14 protein-coding genes are annotated in these 19134 nt (G+C 62.5%); 2 read left to right on the forward strand and 12 right to left on the reverse strand.

The features are described 5' to 3' along the window. Nucleotides 1–13: 13 nt before the first annotated feature. Nucleotides 14–430, forward strand: coding sequence for a PaaI family thioesterase (locus HYR72_20755; protein ID MBI1817412.1), 417 nt, complete (start codon nucleotides 14–16; stop codon nucleotides 428–430). Nucleotides 431–484: 54 nt separating this feature from the next. Here the strand turns inward: HYR72_20755 and HYR72_20760 are convergent, their stop codons facing one another. From HYR72_20760 to HYR72_20800, 9 genes are all read right to left on the reverse strand, one after another. Beyond that, nucleotides 485–2461, reverse strand: a complete 1977-nt coding sequence (locus HYR72_20760; GenBank protein MBI1817413.1) for a hypothetical protein — start codon at nucleotides 2459–2461, stop codon at nucleotides 485–487. Between the two features lie 202 nt (nucleotides 2462–2663). Further along, nucleotides 2664–3611, reverse strand: coding sequence for a hypothetical protein (locus tag HYR72_20765; GenBank protein MBI1817414.1), 948 nt, complete (start codon nucleotides 3609–3611; stop codon nucleotides 2664–2666). Nucleotides 3612–3756: 145 nt separating this feature from the next. Beyond that, nucleotides 3757–5139 carry a M20/M25/M40 family metallo-hydrolase gene (locus HYR72_20770; GenBank protein ID MBI1817415.1) on the reverse strand — a complete coding sequence of 461 codons (1383 nt, stop codon included), beginning with the start codon at nucleotides 5137–5139 and terminating at the stop codon, nucleotides 3757–3759. A 15-nt stretch (nucleotides 5140–5154) separates the two neighbouring features. Further along, nucleotides 5155–5577, reverse strand: a complete 423-nt coding sequence (locus tag HYR72_20775; GenBank protein ID MBI1817416.1) for a VOC family protein — start codon at nucleotides 5575–5577, stop codon at nucleotides 5155–5157. 61 nt (nucleotides 5578–5638) lie between these two features. After that, nucleotides 5639–6544: an LLM class F420-dependent oxidoreductase gene (locus HYR72_20780; GenBank protein ID MBI1817417.1), complete on the reverse strand. Its 906-nt coding sequence runs from the start codon at nucleotides 6542–6544 to the stop codon at nucleotides 5639–5641. 570 nt (nucleotides 6545–7114) lie between these two features. Beyond that, nucleotides 7115–7723 carry a dCTP deaminase gene (gene dcd, locus HYR72_20785; GenBank protein ID MBI1817418.1) on the reverse strand — a complete coding sequence of 203 codons (609 nt, stop codon included), beginning with the start codon at nucleotides 7721–7723 and terminating at the stop codon, nucleotides 7115–7117. Then, complete coding sequence (locus HYR72_20790; GenBank protein ID MBI1817419.1) at nucleotides 7724–8950, reverse strand: hypothetical protein; 1227 nt, start codon at nucleotides 8948–8950, stop codon at nucleotides 7724–7726. 673 nt (nucleotides 8951–9623) lie between these two features. Next, a complete protein-coding gene (locus tag HYR72_20795) occupies nucleotides 9624–9794 on the reverse strand; it encodes a hypothetical protein (protein MBI1817420.1) in 171 nt (56 codons plus the stop codon). A 154-nt stretch (nucleotides 9795–9948) separates the two neighbouring features. Next, nucleotides 9949–12582: a hypothetical protein gene (locus HYR72_20800; protein ID MBI1817421.1), complete on the reverse strand. Its 2634-nt coding sequence runs from the start codon at nucleotides 12580–12582 to the stop codon at nucleotides 9949–9951. 118 nt (nucleotides 12583–12700) lie between these two features. On the opposite strand from HYR72_20800, the gene HYR72_20805 reads away from it, so the two are divergent. Further along, nucleotides 12701–13348, forward strand: a complete 648-nt coding sequence (locus tag HYR72_20805; protein MBI1817422.1) for an O-methyltransferase — start codon at nucleotides 12701–12703, stop codon at nucleotides 13346–13348. Between the two features lie 14 nt (nucleotides 13349–13362). Here HYR72_20805 and HYR72_20810 read toward each other — a convergent pair whose 3' ends face one another. The 3 genes from HYR72_20810 to HYR72_20820 all read right to left on the reverse strand — a co-directional run bounded on the left by HYR72_20810 (nucleotide 13363) and on the right by HYR72_20820 (nucleotide 18907). Next, nucleotides 13363–14955, reverse strand: a complete 1593-nt coding sequence (locus HYR72_20810) for a DUF4215 domain-containing protein (GenBank protein ID MBI1817423.1) — start codon at nucleotides 14953–14955, stop codon at nucleotides 13363–13365. A 30-nt stretch (nucleotides 14956–14985) separates the two neighbouring features. Then, nucleotides 14986–17106, reverse strand: a complete 2121-nt coding sequence (locus HYR72_20815) for a hypothetical protein (GenBank protein MBI1817424.1) — start codon at nucleotides 17104–17106, stop codon at nucleotides 14986–14988. Between the two features lie 67 nt (nucleotides 17107–17173). Then, nucleotides 17174–18907, reverse strand: a complete 1734-nt coding sequence (locus HYR72_20820) for a PD40 domain-containing protein (protein MBI1817425.1) — start codon at nucleotides 18905–18907, stop codon at nucleotides 17174–17176. Nucleotides 18908–19134: the final 227 nt, after the last annotated feature.

Below are 19134 nucleotides of genomic sequence, written 5' to 3' on the forward strand. Positions count from 1 at the left end.
ACGAGTAGCCCGCATGCGCCGGCCGATCGTCTACGACCACGAATACAATGGCTGCTTCGGTTGCGGGCCGCACAACCCTGCGGGCCTGCGCCTCCGCTTCTTCGAAACCGAAGACGGCGTCGAGGTGGAGTACAACGTTCCGCCGCACCTGGAAGGCGCGGCGGGTGTCGTTCACGGTGGCATCCAAGCCACTCTGCTCGACGAGACGCTGTGCATGACGGCGTACGCCAAGCTCGGACATTCGGTGGTGACCGGCGAACTCAGCGTGCGCTACGTGCGGCCCGCGCCAACCGGCGCGCCGCTGCTCGCCCGCGGCCGTATCGTCGAGACCAAGGAGCGCAGCGCCTTCATCGAAGGCGCGATCTATCTGCAGTCGACCGGAGAGGAGCTGACGCGCGCCCGCGGGCGGTTCTTCCGCCACGCCGAGTAGTCCAGTTGTGAGTGCCGGGGCGGGCCCGTGGCCCGCCCCGCTAGTCTTGAAGCACTAACGTACGAAGTACGATCCGAGGAGCAAGAACATCTCGTCCTCCGTGGTCACACCGCCGTGCACCGGGCAGGCGTCGCAGACACCGTCACCGCGGCTGGGCGACGAATCACATGACGCGTTGCGCTCGGCGTCGTTCTTCCCACCGCATGCGGCCCCGACATGGCCGGCCACGCAATTGGTCGGCACGAAGCACGGCCCGCCAATCACGGCCGGTGGTGAGTTCGAGCGCGTCTTCACTTCGCTCGGATTGCTATAGCCGTTGTCGTACAGCGAGCAGTACGTGAAGGTGCGCTCGTCCACCAGCGACTGCGCCCCGGGCAGATCCATCGGCGGATCGAAGCGTACCACCGTCGGATCGTTATAGACCAGACTGAGGTACAGCATGTTGGTGGTCGCATCGCGGCTGATGGTGCTGGCTGCGCTGGTGAGCGCGGTCTGTACCGACGCGACCAACTCGTCGACGGTGATCTCGCGATCGCCATTCACGTCCGCGCGCACGCACGCATCGGCCGAGCCATTACCGAGCGCGATGTTCATGCTGATGATCAGTTCGTCGACCGTCACGCTGTCATCGAAGTTGCAGTCGCCGATGTGAATCGTGCGCGTCGACTGACACGGCGCGCCGGCGCAAATGTCGGGACTGACGAAGTCGGTGCCGAGTGGCTCGCACGCGGCGCCCGCGTTGGATCCACCGCTGCATGTGAACGACCCGCGGAACGCTCGGAAACGCTTGCCGTGACGATGGGTGTGCGAGGTGATTTCGAAGACGTGCGAGTCAGGCGGGAACAAGAAGGTGTTGCAGACCTCCTCGGTGGTAAACGCCGGCACCGACATCGCGAAGATGTGGTTGACGTCGAAGATGTTCTCGACGATGTTCTCCTGCTCCGCCGGCGACGCGAAGGTCAAGTTGATCCACGCTTCGAGTTTGCCGGGCGTGTCGGTGAGATTGAAGGCGTGGGAGTTCCACGTGATGATCCCCTTCAACGGAAACTCGGTGTACACGCCGTCGGCGAAGGTGTGTTGCACGGCGGTCTGCTGCGTCCCGGTCACGCCGAAGGTGTTGAAGCCGAAGCCTGCGTCCGGCGGACCAAAGCCGATACAGCCAATGCTGGGCACCGGGTCGGTGGCGCATTCGCCGGCGCCGCATTCGCCGAGCGCGGTCGGATCGCATCCAGTGCCGTCGTGCGCACCGCCATGGCAGGTGAAGTCGCCCCACGCGGGATCGTCGGGCTCGGCGGTGCCGCCGTACGGAAATGCGATCATGTGATGGCTGAGCGGGTCTTGGCGGATCTGGCTACGCTTGAGGCGAAACTTGGTGCCGGTCGGATCGCGGAACTCGGCCGGGACTTTGTCGGTGAAGTCGAAGTACGTCGCGAAGCAAACTTCCTGTTCGTGCATCGGTGCGAGCACCAAGCGCGGCATATGGAGTTGCACGCCCTCGCCGGCAGCGGGCGGCGGCAACGGGTCGATGGTGATCGGCTTCGGCGGGGGTAGGCAGGCGTCGAGCAACTCACCGGTCTGCGCGACGACGCCGTCGCGCGAGGCGCCGAACTCGATCCAGCGTCGCACGGCCTCGACTTCATTTCCGCTCAGCGCCGGCAACGGATCGAGCGGCATCGCCCGCAGCGGCGCGTGAAACTCGCTCGGCAGCGTCTTGGCGGCGAGGTTCACAAACAGCAAGCTGTCGTCGGGTTGCCCCGGAATCACGCGCTCCCATCCAGGCGCACTGTGTGACAGCTTACTGACCAGGCTATCGTAGGAAGCGCCGGCGCGAAGATCGAGTCCACTCGCCATGGCTTCGCCGTGGCAGACCGCGCTGGCGCAGCCTTTGTTTTCGAAGATAGCCTTCTGAATCAATGCGAAGGTGCTCGGAAACGTCGCGTCGCAAGTTTGCTCCGCGCGCGCGGGCAAGACGGCAGCCAGCAGTGCACCAACCAGAATCAAGCCCATCAAAACGCCGCGCCGAAATCGCATACACCCTCCGCTCCGGATCGTAGACAGGTAAGGTAGCATCAGGCGCAATGCTAGCTCAAGCCAATTTCTTCTTCGTCAAACTTCGAGGATCCAATGCCCCGACGGGAGCAGCGGAAGACACAAGCTAGAAGCCTGTGCCACCATCACTAGATCCCAGTAGATGGAACCTCAAAATAGTGGCACCGGTATCTTGCCGGTGCATTCACGCAACCTGATCGAGATACTCCGACAGCCCGTAGCCGACGTGATTGCCGCAGCGCCATTCGGTCATGCCTTCGCTGATGCGGGTGATTTGGCCGTCTTTACGATTGCGCAGCGGGATCATCGTCAGCACCTTGCCCCTGATGTCGAAGTCGCCGATCGCGGTGTGCAGCTTCGCCGTGATGCGGTCATGGTAGTGAGCTTCGCCAGCCCAGTCGGTGTGAAGATCGAGATGAGTCACGAAGTGGTTCTCGCCGTCCTTGAATACGAAACCCGACAGCAGCTCGGTACCGTTGCGCATGACGATCTGTGAACCCATGAACCCGAAGTCATCGTCGAACTCGCAGGTGAGCCAGCGATAGTACGCCGGCGACTGCCACGAGCGCGGTCCCCACGAATGATCCCGCAGGCCGTGGCCGGTGAGCGGCGTGGTCTGACCGTTGATAGTGATGCTGCCCACGGCTTTGACGTGCTGCTCGTAGTGACCCTTGGCGAAGACCATTGCGCTGTTCTCCGCGTCGCTCTCGCCGCCGTAGAGCGGGCTGAGTCCGGCGTAGTCGAGCTGCAGCGTCACCGGTTGGTGCGGGTTGCTGGTGAAGGCGCGCTTCGGGTTCTCCAATTCGAGGGGCCGGGCCAAGTACACCGCGGTGCCGTCATAGCTGACCCGCAGATGTTTCACCGGCTCGACGACCTCGAACTTCATCCCGCCGGCGTTGAACGCGGAGTTGTCGGCGATCTCGGGTCGCATGTAGTTGAACAACGCGGTGCCGTCAGGCTGATACACCGCCAGGGTCACCTCGGCGTAGCGCTCGTTGGCGCGGTTGCCGACGCGCGCGAAGCCACCCAGCCGTGCCGCGCGGTCGTAGAAGTTGAAGTACATGCTCTCGTTGAAATTCGACTCGCCGGTGTTCTCGTGCATGTACTCGTCTTGGGGTTTCACGGCATGCATGGTTGCTCCTTTGTTTGTCGGCTCTTGCCTGGTCTACGGAGGTTTTACAACGGATTGAACAGATCGAGCGGATTCGGCCACATACTTCGAATCTTCTTCCGGAAATCCGTTCAATCCGTTTAATCCGTTGTAGACTATCCGGCTCCTACGATCCCTGATCCAAGGCCTCCACGATCTCGATCAGTCGACGCGTGCCGTTGCGGAGATTTTCGATTGAGAGCCGCTCGTTGGTGCCGTGGACACGACTGTCCTCGTCTTCGCTGACTTCAAATGGAACGAAGCCGTAACTGACGATACCCTTGGTGCGGAAGTAATGACTGTCGGTGAATCCTGTCAGCACGCTCGGCACCACCGGGATATGCTCGCGCGCGGCAACCGCTTGCACCGCGCGATACAGCGGGGTGTCGGTCGGCGACGACGACGGCGGGAAGCTGAGCAGCTTCTCGATCGTGATCGCGTCGTCGTTGACGACTTGCGTGACGGCCTGAATGAACGTCTCGGGATTCTCGTCGGGCAGGAGGCGGCAATCGACCTCGGCGGTCGCGGTGCGCGGGATGACGTTGGTCTTGTTGCTCGCGTTCAACACCGTCGGCGCAGTGGTGTCGCGGACCAACGCGGCATCGTGACGATCGGCGAGGAACTCAGTGCGAAAGTCGGCGTCACCCAGCGCCAGCTTCAAGTCGCGGTAGCCCGCGCGGCGGGCCTCCGGCGCGGTGTCGGCAAGCGCGGCGTAGTAGGCGGCGACCTCGGGCACCACGCGCACCTCGGGTTGATAGTGGTGCAAGCGGTCGAGTGCGCCGACCAGGCGCGTCACCGCCGTCTCCGGCCGCGGCGCGGAGCCGTGCCCCGCCTCGCCGGTGGCGGTCAGTTTCAGCCAGCACGGCGTCTTCTCCGACACCGCGACCTCGTAGGCGCGGCTGCCATCGGCGCGGATCTGGATGGCGCCGCCTTCGTTCAACAGGAACTCGGCGTTGCGCACGAGATCGAGGTGATGGTCGGCAAACCAACCGGCACCGTTGAGCCCACCGGCCTCTTCATCCGCGGTACCGACGAAGATGAGATCGCGCTTGAGGTGAACCCCGGCGCGCTTGAGCGCGATCATGGCGGTGGCATCGACCGCGCCGACGCCTTTGCAATCCATCGCTCCACGACCCCAGACGTAGCCGTCGCGAATCGTGCCGGAGAACGGCGGCAGGTCCCAGCCGCTGGCATCCGCGGGCACGACATCGAGGTGATTGAGCAACACCAGCGGCCTCTCCGCGCCCGTGCCGGCGAGACGCGCGACCACGATCCCGCGCCCCTTACTCGACTGCAACACTTGGTTGTCGATACCGGCGTGCTTGAACTGCGCGGCGAGAAACTTCGCCGCAGCGATTTCGTTGCCCGGCGGATTGGTCGTGTCGATCCGAATGTACGCGCTCAGCAACTGCGCCGCCTGATCTCCCGCCTGCCGCCAATCGATGTCGGTCGCCTGAGCGCTGAGCGGCAGCAGCGCCGACCACATGCAAAACTGCAGAAGTCTTTTCATCCCAGTCCCCAATCCCTAACCGCCAACCCCGCCCTCCTTCAGCTCCACGATGTATCCGTCGGGGTCGCGAACATAGATCGACAGTCCCATCCCGGTCGCGCCCATCCTTGGCACCGGCTGGTCGTCGATCAACTCGATGCCGCGCGACTTGAGCAGCGCGATCAGCTCGATCAGCGGCGGCTGCGCGACTCGCACGCACAGGTGCATGAAGCCGCCGGCGTTCATACCGACCGCGGGATCGTAGGTCGAGTCGGGAACAAGGTCGATGAGCTGCCCGCCGACCCGCGCCGAAACAAACGGCCGCGTACCGGCGCGGTACTGATCGAGGAACTCGATCGGCAAGCCGAGCAGCTCGCCATAGAAACGCAGCGACGCGTCGAGATCGCGAACGCGGAGTACGAAGTGATCGAGTCCTTCGACCTGAATCGCCGCGTTCATGCTTGCTCCCGATGCTTCAATGACGTTGCTACACCACTCACGACAACGCTCACGATAGCGTTCACGACACCTTCGGCCGCACGTCGCGCGCGAAGCGCTCCATCGCACGCACGAAGGTATCGACCGACGTCGCCGGGTCGTGCGGGATGCCGAGGAAAAAATCGACCAGCACGTCACCGACACCGATCTCGCGATAGGCGGCGAGACGCGCCACCATGTCGTCGGCGGTGGTGATCATCTGACCATCGTCGCTGCCCTTGGCGTCGGCAAACCAGGTCGGCAACCGCAGCGAGATCGTGAAACGATCCAGCGCGCGTCCCCTACGCTCCGCTGTACGGCGCAGTGTGGCGATGCAATCCTTGGTGTCGCCGAGCGAGGTGCGCACCGGTTGCCAGCCGTCGCCGAATTCGACGGCGCGCCGAATGGCGCGCTTGCTGATGCCGCCGATCCACAGCGGTGGATACGGTTGCTGCACTGGCTTCGGTTCGAACTTCAAGTCCTTGAACGTGCGATAGCGGCCCTGAAACTCCGGATCCTCTTTCGTCCACGCTTCCTTGTAGATCCGCAGATACTCGTCGGTCTGTTCGCCACGCTCAGCAAACTTCTGACCGAGCGCTTCAAACTCGGGCTCCAACCATCCCGACGCCGCGCCGAAGATGACCCGCCCGTGCGACAGTTGATCGATGGTCGCGATCGTCTTCGCGGTGATCAGCGGATCGCGGTAGGGCACGATGATCACGCTGGTGCCGAGTCGCACTTTCTTGGTGACCGCCGCCGCGTAGGTGAGCACGGTCAGCGGTTCCCAGAAGCTCGATCCGAAGTAGCCGAGCACGACGCTAGGCGCGACGACGTGATCGCTGACCCAAATCGAATCGTAGTCGAGCGCTTCCGCGGTCTCGGCGATACGGCGAATGTTCTCGGTGGTACCGAAGCGGCCGAAGTGAGGGAGGTGAATTCCAAAGTGCATGGGCGGCATCCTGCACCAGGGGAAGACGAGTAACAAGCCGCTTCACACAGATGGTAGCGTCTCAGTGATCGTAGGAAGTGTTGATCCAGTTTACGCCTGGACAACCACTTCCGCCGAATTGACTCTCCAACGGGCACCGTTCCCATCAAGTTGCAAATCCTCAGCTCGTGGAGGCGAAAAGATCTGGCGGTTCCCGAACGTTCCAAATGCAGGATGACCTTCGTCACCTCGCGCGATAGTCAGCCAGTCCAACGTCCTGAACTCGGAATGAACCTCGAAACTGCTCCCCGCCCACGGACATTTGTCAAAATCAAGGCCATCCTTTATCGAGGTCCTGGTACGCATGTTCTACGCATGGAACAGCTGGGCGGATCACTGTGGATATTGGCGGCGACATTCCGTTCGAGCTTAAGGTCGTTTGAACCTTCCTGTAGTTCTGGCTTTGGCCCGTGAATGAAGGTACGGAACGTAAAGGTCGCGCAACGCAGATAAATATGACGGCGGGACCCGTTTCCAAGCCAAGAAATAAGCTCGAAAGTTAAGTCACCTCCGAAAAGTTTGCGGTCTGGTTCAAGTGGCCCCGGGCTTCCTCAACGCCCTTGCGATTCGATCGAGTTCGATCCTACCAAGAGCTGGGCGACGCGCACCAACGAAGCCGCTCCCATCTGCCACCGTGGACCCTTTCGTCTCATGAAGGAACAGCTGGCAAATCGCCATGCCGGGCCGGATGTCGATAGGGACTTCACCTACATTGGTCAATTCAAGCGTAAGACATCCGGTAAACCCAGGATGAACGCCGGAAGCGGTCGCTATAATTAGTCCCCTCCTGCCCCATGAAGATCTCCCCATGATATATCCTGCGAGACTTCGTGGAAGGCGTAACCATTCGAGGGTAGCTGCCAAAACAAAGGCGCGCGGATGTAGGATGAATCGCTCACCAAATGCGACGTAATGGCGTCGCATGATCTCGTCCTCTACTCCGAAAGATACTCTACCCTCAGCAACTTCAAGAACGCCGATACGTGGATGACGCGGCGTCATGAACCATGTACCCAATCGAAGATCAACCGCGCCCGCGCCGCTATTCCGTAGCTCATCGGGGTTTGGTGCTGGTGTGATAACTAACGGATCGTTCCCAACCCGTAGTATGCGTGCAATCTCTTCAGCTGAAAGTAGCATTCAGGTGTTCTCGTGTAGCAATGCCTCGATCTCCAGTACCTCCACGTTCTTTAGCACCAATTCGTTGAGGACTTCCAGCTTCCGCTTCTCGATGTCTGGCCGATCCTTCCATATATCTTGGTCATGAAGAGCCACCCATCCGGCTGTGGCTATACTCGCAAGCGATTTTACTTCGGATGCCGGTGTTACCAAACGGAATGCTTCTACTATGGACCTTATCTCAGTGTCGTCCCGTTGTGGAATATTCGCGCCCTCAGCAATTGAGGCAGACTTGTCGAGCAACTGATCGACTAGTTGCTCAAGAACTTTATCCGCAAGGGAACAAAGAAACTCCGATCTCGCGTTTCTAGACGGAAGCAGTTGTTCGCAAAACCAGGATACGTAGTCCGTTGGAGCCTGGGTACCGAATCGCTGCGCGGCCTTGGTAACATTCTGCGCCCTGACGCGCATAGATGGATAGTCTGGTGAACGGTTGGCTAGACCGGGAACGAGAAGATACGCAAAGGCGTGCAGATAGGCGTCGAAGAAAATACGCACTCCTATGAAGTCGCAAAATGTCTCTTCGAGCTGAGACAGCGCCAGCTTGAATGTCGGAGCCCACGTGCTCTGGCCTTCCAAGTCCAGCAAGGCATCTTCGTTTACGTGTGGGAAGTGGGTTTTATATTCCTCCCAGCGTCGCTTTATCTCCCCAACGATCGCTTCGACTAGGGGTGATTGGAAGTGCTCGGCCAGCCGATGCTTTGCCCAAACGGCATGCCCGAGTTCATGACCCGCCAAAGGAAGTACGAGCCCATTGCCAGACTCTGAGGCTGGCATCCCAATGAGTACGAAATCGGGAAGTTCAACCAGGGACTTGTAAGTGAAAGGCGAAAACTCCCACTCGGAGGAGAGTACCAATCTTACGCCGGGACCGATCAGTTCCTTGGCTAGCCGGTATAATGGGTCGTGTAGCTCGAAAGCGTTTCTAACATTGGTGGAACGCAGAAAGAAACCAAGGAGAGGAAGGTGCAGGAAAATCTGCTGGAGTGCCTCCCCGCATGCTGCTTGGATAACATCCGGATTATTTTGCGGCGTGAGTCCCTCGATCAAAGCGATGCGGTCAGTGAACTGGCGTTTTATGAGTTCCAAACCCTTGCGACAATCGGCACGTGGGAATTCAGCCGATTCAAGTCTGGCGATTTCTGAAAGAACGGCCCGCAACCGCGCGAGTGTGTGTTCCTTGACCACACGAGACATCCATTGCTTTAGACGCGGTGTGGGTGTTGCGAGCGCGAGCTTTCGTAGTTTGCCTGGAGATGGGAACTGGTGATCCGCGAGAGCGCTATGCAGAAGAGGCGCAACTCACGCAACCGTTGGTCGTCCTGCTGCCCGACTTCGGATGCCTTCATGAGCGAAACAACAAGAGCTCGGGCTTGCTCGACCAACATGGCGATGGTCGTTATTGGCTTCCCATGTGTTTCGCTGAGCGCATCCGTGAGGGTCTCGACCGTAATTGGATCGAGGAGGGAGCATTGCGACGACGAATTTAGCTCAGTGGAGGATCGGAGCACAAAAGCGAGAGCTGAGATTGCCTCCGTGGTTGCCGACCTCCGCAGCATAATGTTATCCAGTTCGATTGCAGCCCGTGCTGCGAGAAACGGGAGATTGGGATCCAGAGCCCGCAAGCGTCCCGTGGGTTCCGCGCTATCCATTGTCACCTCCGCCAAATAGGCAGTCCTAGCGCATGAGCCGCGCCCAGACAACCTGCACCATTAAAGCTCAACACCACAATGATCGCGGTACACGCGGCACCGATAAAACAGAATTCTCAGGATGTCAAACCAAAAACCCCTGGGCGGTGATATGCCCGTCTTGGGCAGGCATCAGAAAGCAAGGCCGGTCCGCTAATTTACTTTGATTTCTACCGCGCCCGCGCGGCCTTCTTCGCAATCTCAGATCGCCGCTTCTTGCTGAGCGTCGCCGCTCGCGCTGGTCCCCCGATCAGCCCGCCCTTGCGCGCGTACTCCTTGCCGGTCTCGGGTGCGTCGTCTTGAATCTCGACGGTAGCAATCCCATCACCTGGACCGCGCACGCGACCATGTCGGCGGGTCTGCGCTGGCCTTTGGGTTCCTTGCATGCGGACAAGATCGCATGATTGCCGGAGCGTTCCAAGACCGTTGGAAATTCAAACTGAGACACTACCCGCGCAACCGGTGCGTGATCGCTTTGACCAGAGAGCGGTTCAGCTAGCGCCCCACGATCAGACCCGATGAGGTGCCGCTGGTCGTGAACTTCGCCCACACGCGGCCGGCGCTGGCATCGAAGAACCAGCCGCTCTCTGAAGACTCAAGGCCGGCGAACGAATCGACGCGCGGCAGCGAGGTCCCGTCGAGTGCGACATCCGACACCGAATCGACCAAGAGCCGGACGATGTATCCGCGTGGGCGGCCGGCGATCTCGATCGTCCATTGCTCGCACGGCGCCGGGGGGGCGCACCCATCGGAGTGAGTGACGTGGAACGTGGAATCACCTTCGTCCTCATGCAGAGTGAATGCGGTTCCACTCGGCGGATACACGTCGAGCGTCAGACGGCCCTCGGACAGCGGCTTGCTGCCGTTGCCGTTCACGTCGCTGTGAACGTCCAGCGGCAAGATGCCTCCCGCTCGCACGTACAATGGGATGCGTCCGAGCGGGGCCGGCGCGGTGATCGTGGCGGGTCCGTCAATGCGATGCGAGGGTTCCCAGTAATCGATCCATTCGCCGGCAGGGAGATGTACATCGCGAACGCGGTCGCCGACATGCCACAGGGGCGCGAAGAGCAGATCGTGACCGAGGAGAAACTCATCGAAGAGATTGCCGACGGTAGGATCGTCGGGAAAGTCGAACACCAGTGGACGCGCCAGGGGACGACCGCTGGCGTGCGCCTCGATCGCCAAGCTGTAGAACAGCGGCACCAGTTCGTGATGGAGCGTAACGAAGCGGCGGTAGATGTCGATCATCTCCGCATCAGGCTCGCCGTCGGGCGGCATCGACCACGGCGCGTGCTGGCCGCCGCCTTGATTGCCGCCGCCGATTTCCATCAGCGGACAGAACGCGCTGAATTCGATCCAGCGGGCGAAGACGTCGCGATCGCCGAACTGATAGTACCCGCCGGTGTCGGAGCCCCAGATCGGGAAGCCCATGAACGCCACGCGCGCAAGCTGCACGATCGCGGCGCGCAGACCGAGATCGGTGGGCTCGCCGATGCCGAACGTGTTGCGGCCGGTCGAGTCGCCCCCCCAGAAGATGCCGTATTGCTGACTGCCCGCGTACCCAGCGCGCAGATAGTGCACGAAGTCGGTGCTCATCAGCTTGTCGGCGAACGCGTTGTAGTGCACGCGCGCGTAGTCGATGGTGTAGCCGTTGATCATCTCGCGTCCGTTGCGGCCGTCGGCGAAGATGTCGGTGGCGCGGTTGGGCACGGCATCGGGCAGCTCCGTCATGTCGAACTCGCTGCGATCGAGTTTGATGCCCGAGATCCCGCGATCGACCAGCGTCTGCACTTTGACGGCCCACCACGCCGCGGCGGCCGGGTTGGTGTAATCGATCAAGATGCTGCTGCGCGGTGCGTAGTAGCCGAACTGGTGCGCGTCGGCGGCGAACTCGCCCAACGCCCACGGCGCGCCGAAGACAAAGATGTGATAGCCGCGCTGGGTGAGCGCGGCGAGCATCTTGTCGGTGTTGGGAAAGCGCTCGGGATCGAACGTGAAACTGGCGAAGCCGGCGTAGCCCGAGATGAACGGCGACGGCGGCGAGTCGCCACTAGTCCACGGGCGATCGAACTCGTAGTTGCCGGGCGGAATGTCGAGCGCTTCGTACATGGTGATATCGTTGACGAGGTCGGCGTTCATCTCGACGCCGTCGAGCTGCGCCGGCGTGTCGATGTGATGCTCGTCCCGCCAGCGCAGATGGCGGAAGCCCCAACGCGGCGGCACGAACGGCCGGCCGGTAAGAGCGGTGTAGTCATCCAGAATCGCGTCGTGATCACCGACGAAGTACACCAGGCTGTGTTCGTTGGTGCGGCGATTAAACTCGAAATCCATTTTGACGATGGCAGAGTCGGTCTTCGCCACATCGTAGGTTCCGGTCATCGTCCCTTCGACATACGCGCCGTAGCCGCGTGAGCTGTGAAAGAACGGCGTGTAGAGCGAGATCGTCGGCGTCACCACCATCGTGACCGTTTCGCCACGGCGATCGAGCGAACCGCCTGCGCCCGGCGCGATCTCGCTCGGTCCACGGTTGTCGACGGTGCGCTCCGTCAGTCCGTAGAAATGTTCGCCGGGTGCGGCGCTCACCGTGCTCACGACGCGCGTGATCTGTGCGCCGGCGGCGGGGCGCAGGCGCGTGCGCACGGAACGAGCGGTTGGAAACTCGACCGACCACTCCACCGTCAACGTCCCAGCGTCCGCAGTCAACGCGATCCCACGGGCGGTGTGCTGCACATCGCGCAAGTGCTGCAGCGGTTCGGCGCTGTTGCCGATTTTCAATGACGGCACACCGGCGTTGGTGAGCCCGGTGCCGGCGGCATTGCCGAGCGTCAGATTGCCGGTGACCTTGTCGAGCCGCGCCGTCGCGACGTGCGAGCGCAGGGTTACCGCGGCCGCGTTTTCGCTCACGCGAATCTCATCGGGTGCCACTGCAGTGAAACGAAGATAGCCGGGAATATCGGCCGCGGTGACCGCGGCGTCGTCGTTCCAGTCGTGCGTGGCGCACAACGGATTCGCACTGTCGAATACACAGGCCGCGGTGCCGGCGATCGGCGCGATATCAAGCGCCGCGGCAGTATGTGGCCCGGCGAGTGCGACCACGAACAGTGCAATCAATCGGCGCAGCGAAGTCACGATCTCGCTGGCTAGCACTGAGCGCCGGACTTCTGCAACTGGGATCTGGCATCTGCGGCGGCCTTCGGTATGATCAACCCCACACAGAGGAGGGTCTATGGACGCGAAGTATACGGGGATGACGCCCGACTTGTATGCGTATCTGGTTGCGCACGGCACGGCGCGCGATGCGATACTCGATGATCTGTCGAGAGAAACCTCGGCGCTCGGGCCGATCAGCATGATGGAGATCGCGCCGGAGCAAGGCGCCTTCATGACCTTGTTGGCGCGCGCGATTGGCGCGCGCTCGGCAATCGAGGTCGGCACCTTCACCGGCTACAGCGGCGTGTGCATCGCCCGCGGTCTGGCGCCCGGCGGTAAGTTGCTGTGCTGCGACATCAGCGAGGAGTGGACGACGATCGCGCGGCGTTACTTCCAACGCGCGGGGCTCACCGATCGCATCGAGCTGCGTATCGCGCCGGCGCTCGAGACGCTGCGCGCACTACCTCTTGGCGAGACCGTCGACTTCGCCTTCATCGACGCCGACAAGAGCGGCTACCGCGTGTACTACGAGGAAATCCTCAAGCGTCTGCGGCCGAACGGGCTCATCCTGTTCGACAACGTGCTGTGGCAGGGTCAGGTCATCGATCAAACGAACGCCAGCGACGACACCAAAGCGATTCGCGACCTGAACGAATTTCTCGCCCGCGACGCGCGCGTGCAGGCGGTGATGCTGTCAGTCTCCGACGGCCTGACCATTGTCCGCAAGCGCGCCGCGGGCGAGTGAGCGGGGCGCGGATCTTACGGTTCGCACATCAAGTTGATGAGATCCGAATCGAAGAACCCCACCGGTGAGTTCGCCAGCGAGTGGCTGCGGGTGATCAAGCGGACGTGATTCTTCTGCCGGACCCCATTGGGGGTGCGCCGCAGCGGCACGCGAATCGGGAACGGCGCGGTGCACGCGTCGGTCTGCTCTTCGCTGAGCGGCAACGTCAGCGTCGCGCCAGTGACCGGGTCGCGCAGCGACCGCAGGGCGTTGACCAAACTGGCGCGGTTGGCGGCATCCCGCGCCGTCGGGGCCAAGACGTGAATCGGATCAGCGACACCAGCTTGGGGGCAGCTGGCCAGATTCGGATCGACGTTGTTGAGACACGCCACTACCCGGAACTCACAGGTATCGTTCGTGGCGCTGCCGTCGAAGTCGCAGGTCGAGTCGTTGTTCTTGCAGTGCTGGGTGTGATGCGGCCGGCCATTGAGATCAGTGGCTGGCTGATTGTTCGGATTGACGACTGACCACTCCACCAAGCAAGCGTGAACGTCGCGCGAACCCACGCCGTAACCATCGCCCGGAATCAGCTCGTAGGTGCAATCGGCCGCGCAGCCGTCGCCGTCGTCGCTATTGCCGTCGTCGCACTGCTCGCCTGGACTGAGCGCGCCGTTGCCGCAACCGGGCAGCGTGCAGTTGGAGTCGCAGCCGTCCCCGTTCACCGCGTTGCCATCGTCGCACTCCTCGAAGGGATCGAGCACGCCGTCGCCACACAAGGTCGCGTGGAACACCAGCGTACCGCCCGCTGGTTGATCGAACTGCGCAACCTCGAAGCGAACGGTTTGGCCGGCGACCACCGGCACTTTGACGAGCGACGTCACGTCGGGGTCGACGTCATCGCTGCACGCCAATTCGGTTGGCGCCGCGCATGCACCACTGGAGGCGGTGAGCACCGTATCGTAGTCACTGCCGTCGGTGCGGGCGAACACCATCCCGTTGCTCGATGCCGTGAAGCTGTACCAGACACTGTTGGCGTTCGGCCCATCGGTGCACGACTGCCGCGGATCGCTCGCAGCGCTGGTCGCGGCGGTAGTATCCACTGCGTCAGCGAACGGGAGCGCGGGGATCAGCGTCGCCGCGGCGCAGGTGTCGTTCGTTGCGGGCGCAACGAAATACGAGTTGAACACCACCGTTCCGCCTCCGGGGTCGCCAAACTGGGTAACTTCAAACAGGATCGTCTGCCCGGCCAACACCTCGAGCGCCGCAACAGATGTGAAGGGGTCCGCCCCATCGTCATCGTCACAGGTCAGCTCGGTCAGTGCGCCACAGCCGCCGCTATAGGCCGTCAGCACCGTGTCGTAGTCACTCCCATCGGTGTTGACGACAATCGTACCGTCGGCGGACGCGATGAAGCTGTACCAGACACTGTTGGAGTTCTGCCCTGGGGCGCAGGACTGTTCGGGATCGCTCGCAACGGCGGTGGCGTCAACGGTGTCAATTGTGTCGCTAAAGACTGGAACCGAAACCACCATGGGCGTCGTGCACTCATCGTTCGGCGGCGCAACAGCGTAGCTGCGTCCGGCCGCAGCGATCGCGATCAGCAGGCCTACGAGCGACAGGGTTTTCATGGCTCCTCCGTGCTGATGGTCACGAACCGATCACTTGGTCGAGAAGGTCCAGTTCTGAATGTAGGGTTGCAGCACGCGCACCAAGGTCGGGCTGGTCACAACGGAAGACGGAGAAGGCGCCGTAAACCTGCCCACGCAAAAGACACCGCCGGCGGTCGGCGCGTAGGGATTGGCGAGTCCGCTCACAGACGCTTGCATGCCGCTCAGCGCCGAATTGTCGTCGTAGCCGAAGTTACCGAGCAGGCCGGGCAAGGTATCGGTAGCGATGCACGGTCCCGTAGTGCCCTTCGCGGCGCAGGAGTCGCCGCCGTCGGTGCGACAACCGATGCGGTAGTCGCCGGCGCAGTAGCCACAGAACTTGCTCGCGCCGTCCGCCGTTAAGCTCGTGCCCGCCGTACTCAGCACGTTGGGCTCCATCAAAGGGACGCCGAGCTTCGACCAGGAGACGTTGTCGTCTACGGGCAAACACGCTGCATCGGTTCTTCCATCCAGCGCGCTGCAATGCCCGAAGGCATTCGCCCCGCTGTCACACAGTTGTGCTTCGCAAACCGGACAGATCGAGTGGCTCCCTAACAGGACAAGGATTTCCTGCTCGGTTTGCGTCAACGAGGTCATCGCGCCGGTGTCGAGGTTCACGAAGCCGAACGATACAAGACCACCTTTGCAGCGACCCGGGGACGCGCAACCGGCGTCGTTGTCGCAGGCGAGCCCGTTGCTCGTGCCGCCCGCGCAGTGACCCTTGTCCGACTCATCAAGGTCGGCGGTGACCTTCGGAACGCGTGCAAAACGCGGGACGATGCAAGTCGCAATGACGCCGCTGAGCCTCGGTGTCGGTGCGCCGATGAGGTTGCCGGGCTCGACGCTCGACCCACGGGTCTCACAGACCGTCTGACCCGCCGCTGTGCACAACGCCTGCGCGCCCGCCGCGACGCCACTAGTCGGGTTCGGTGCGCACGTCCCCGCACCGCCGCACGTGCAGCAGTCGGGAACGCACGCCGCTGGCGGTGCCTTCACGCCGCCGCGCACGCACTCGCTATCTTCGACGCACGGCTGGCCATCCGAGGCGCCGGCGTTGGTACAGCGCGCCAGATACGCCGACGCCGCATCGCCGCCAGGTCCGCTGCCGTCGTTCAACGCCGGCAGGAACTGCGTCAGATTCGGCAAGCTGATCAACGTACGCTTGCGCGGCGTCTTGTTGGTCTTGGCGCCCTGGGGATTGATCGGCACCGCCGTCTTGGTGAGCGCCTGAGTGAAGGTGTCCACCGATCTCGCGTTCACCGTGTCGGGGGCTTGGCCCGCCAGCACGCAGTCCGCCAGATCGTCCACGCTGCTCACACACGCGCCCGTGGTCACGCATGTCCCACCTGCGGTGCAATCAGCGGTGACCGCGCAATGCTGGCCCGTGGTATCGCAGCGGCCGCAATCGCTGATCGTGGCGCACTGTTCGCCGGTGGCCGTGAGGGCGGTGCAGCGTCCTTTGCACGCGCGGCTCGGCAGGCCGAGATCAGGGAGATAGGGGTCCTGACAGGCGGCGCCGATCTTGGTGCGGACTTTCCGCTGCGCCTTAGTGATGTCACCGGCGAGGCCCTTGTCGTTGCTGATCAGACACAGGCTGGTGTCGTTCGGTGCCAAAGCATTGCAGCCCTTCGCGCGGTTACAGCCCTTGTTGAAGTTCTTGCACGTGCCCTCGGTAACGAGGTTGCATCCGGCGGGACCGGTACACGTCTTAGTGGGAAGCAGACTGCAGTAACCGGGACACTCCGGGTCGCCGAGCGCGGCGGCCACCGGTCCATCGCACGTCAATCCCTTGCGCGCGCCGTCGGCGCAGACGCCATTGTTGGCGAGGCACGCGGGCGGCGGAGACGACAGCGAAGGGACGCACACTTTGTTGCCGTCCGCAGCCTTGTTCTTGCCGGCGAGGTTGGCGTCGACCGAAGCGATCACCGCTTTCTGGAGCGCGGCCGCATACGCGCTGGCCTGCGTCATCGCCTCCTTGGCGCACTTGCGGACGTATGCGCAGCCGTCGTCGGAGATGTTCGTGCCGCAGGTGAGGGCGGGGACACGGGAGGCCCCGAGTGACAGTGTGAGCAGCGCGGCCATGATCGTGCGCCGTAGGGTTGCAGGGTTCTGCTTTGAACCGTTGGCTGTCATCGGGACCTCCGTCCTTGGGCGATATGCGTGCCCTCGCGTCTAGAAGCTCTGGAACAAACCGCCACCTCTACTGGCACGGGCCGGTGGCGTTCACGTCCGTATGTTGGTCAGTGCAAGCGCTGCCATTGCCCATGTCGTGCGGAACGCAGGCGGTTGCCATGCCGATGCAGCTTCCACCGCGGCCGTCGGTGGCCTCGAAGTGCACGTGGTAAACGCGGCCGTCACCGGTCCCGTTTCGCTCAGCACGCACGATCGCTGTTGCCCCGCCGATTCCCATCCCATCGGGGCACTTGTCTCCGCTGCCCTGACCAAGCAGCGGTTCATCCTGCGTGATCTGCGTGACGGTCACATTGATCGGATCGCCGTCAGGATCTGAGATTCCAGCGACCGCGAGGCGGACCAAGGCGTGATTCGGCGGCCACAGCGTGCTCACCGGCGCCAGAACGGCGGCAGCGCAGCTCGGAGACCGGTTCGCGAGCGGATTCGCGGCGACGAAGACGTCGTGAACACCGTTCGTGTCGGCGGGCACAAGGTTCGTCGATCCGCTGTCCCATGAGATTAAGCGCCCATCGCCCGACATCGCGGTGACGATGAGGTCCGAGCCGTTCCCGCTCGCTTCTCCGCCGTCGAACGCGAGCGAGACACGCGCCGTCGTACCGGTCTGCCGATCATGGACGAAGACGTCGTCGCAGGTCGCGCTCGTGTCGCCGGCGACGAGATTCGTGCTGCAGCTCTGAAAGGCGACGAAACGGCCGTCCCCGGAAATCGAGGTATTCCCGCTATCGCTGTTGCCCGTCGTACCGCCGAGACCGACCGTGATCTGCTCGGTCAGTCCCGCCAGTCGATCGCGTACGAAGATTTGGTCGCGCCCGTTGTAGACCGTCGTGTACAAATCTTGGGCGCGGCTGGTGAAGGCGACGAAACGGCCGTCGGCCGAGATGGCGGGAGACTTGTCCCCGGCTGCGCCGATACTCGCCTGGCCGCCGTCAGAAGCGACGTCTGCCCGTTCGGTCGCGCCCGTGAGCCGGTCGTGCACAAAGAGATCGGTGGCCCCGTTCGTGTCGTCCGCGACGAGGTTCGCGGCGGCGCTGAAGAACGTCACGAACCGACCGTCCGCGCTGATCGCCGGCAGGCGGTTGCTGTCGAGTCCAGGGGCCGACTGACTGCCGTCAGACGCAACGTTCGCTCTTTCGATGCTACCGGTCAGCCGGTCCTTCACGAAGACGTCGAAGTCGGGATCCGAATCGACATCGAAGTTCGATGCGGAGGTTGTGAATGCGACGAAGCGCCCGTCGGCCGAGATCGCCGCGCCGAACGAGTTGGCGCCGGGGTCCGCCTCTTCTCCGCTCGGACCGACGCTGACCCGATCGATGGTCGCGTTTAGGCGGTCGTAAACGAAGACGTCGTTGTTGAAGTGGTCGTTCGGGACGAGATTGTTGGCGGGGCTATTGAAGGCCACGAACCGCCCGTCGCCCGAGATCGCCGGCTCTTGACTGAAGGAGCTCGCCTCACTCCCATCGGACGCGATGCTCACCCGCTCCGTCATGCCGGTCATGCGGTCGTGGACAAAGATGTCGGCAGCACCATTCGCATCGTTCGGGACGAGGTTGTCGGCATTGCTCTCAAAGGCAACGAATCGGCCGTCGGCCGACATACGCGGCGGCGCGAAGCGCCCGCTGGGACCGTTGGCTTCGATCGCCAGCGAATCGACGCTCACCCGCTCTACCGCATGCACGATGGACGGCGAGCCAAAGCAGACAGCGAACATGACGAACAAGAGACCCTTCTGGATAGCGATCATGAGATCCTCCTTGGGCCGGTCACAACCGGCGAGATGTGATGTAGTGAATGAACACTTCATACGGTGACAACTGCGTTCCACACCGACCGTTGAGGCTGTAGAAAAACTGCGCGGGTCGGTGTAAATCAAGGGTCAGCGAGCATCTGGGGGATGTTCGGACGGCTGAGGTGATGGGGAGGGGCGGATGGCGCGGTACAAGCCGTACAATCTGAAGCAGGCCAAGATGA

The organism is Deltaproteobacteria bacterium (genome assembly GCA_016178705.1).
Lineage (GTDB): Bacteria > Desulfobacterota > Binatia > HRBIN30 > JACQVA1 > JACOST01.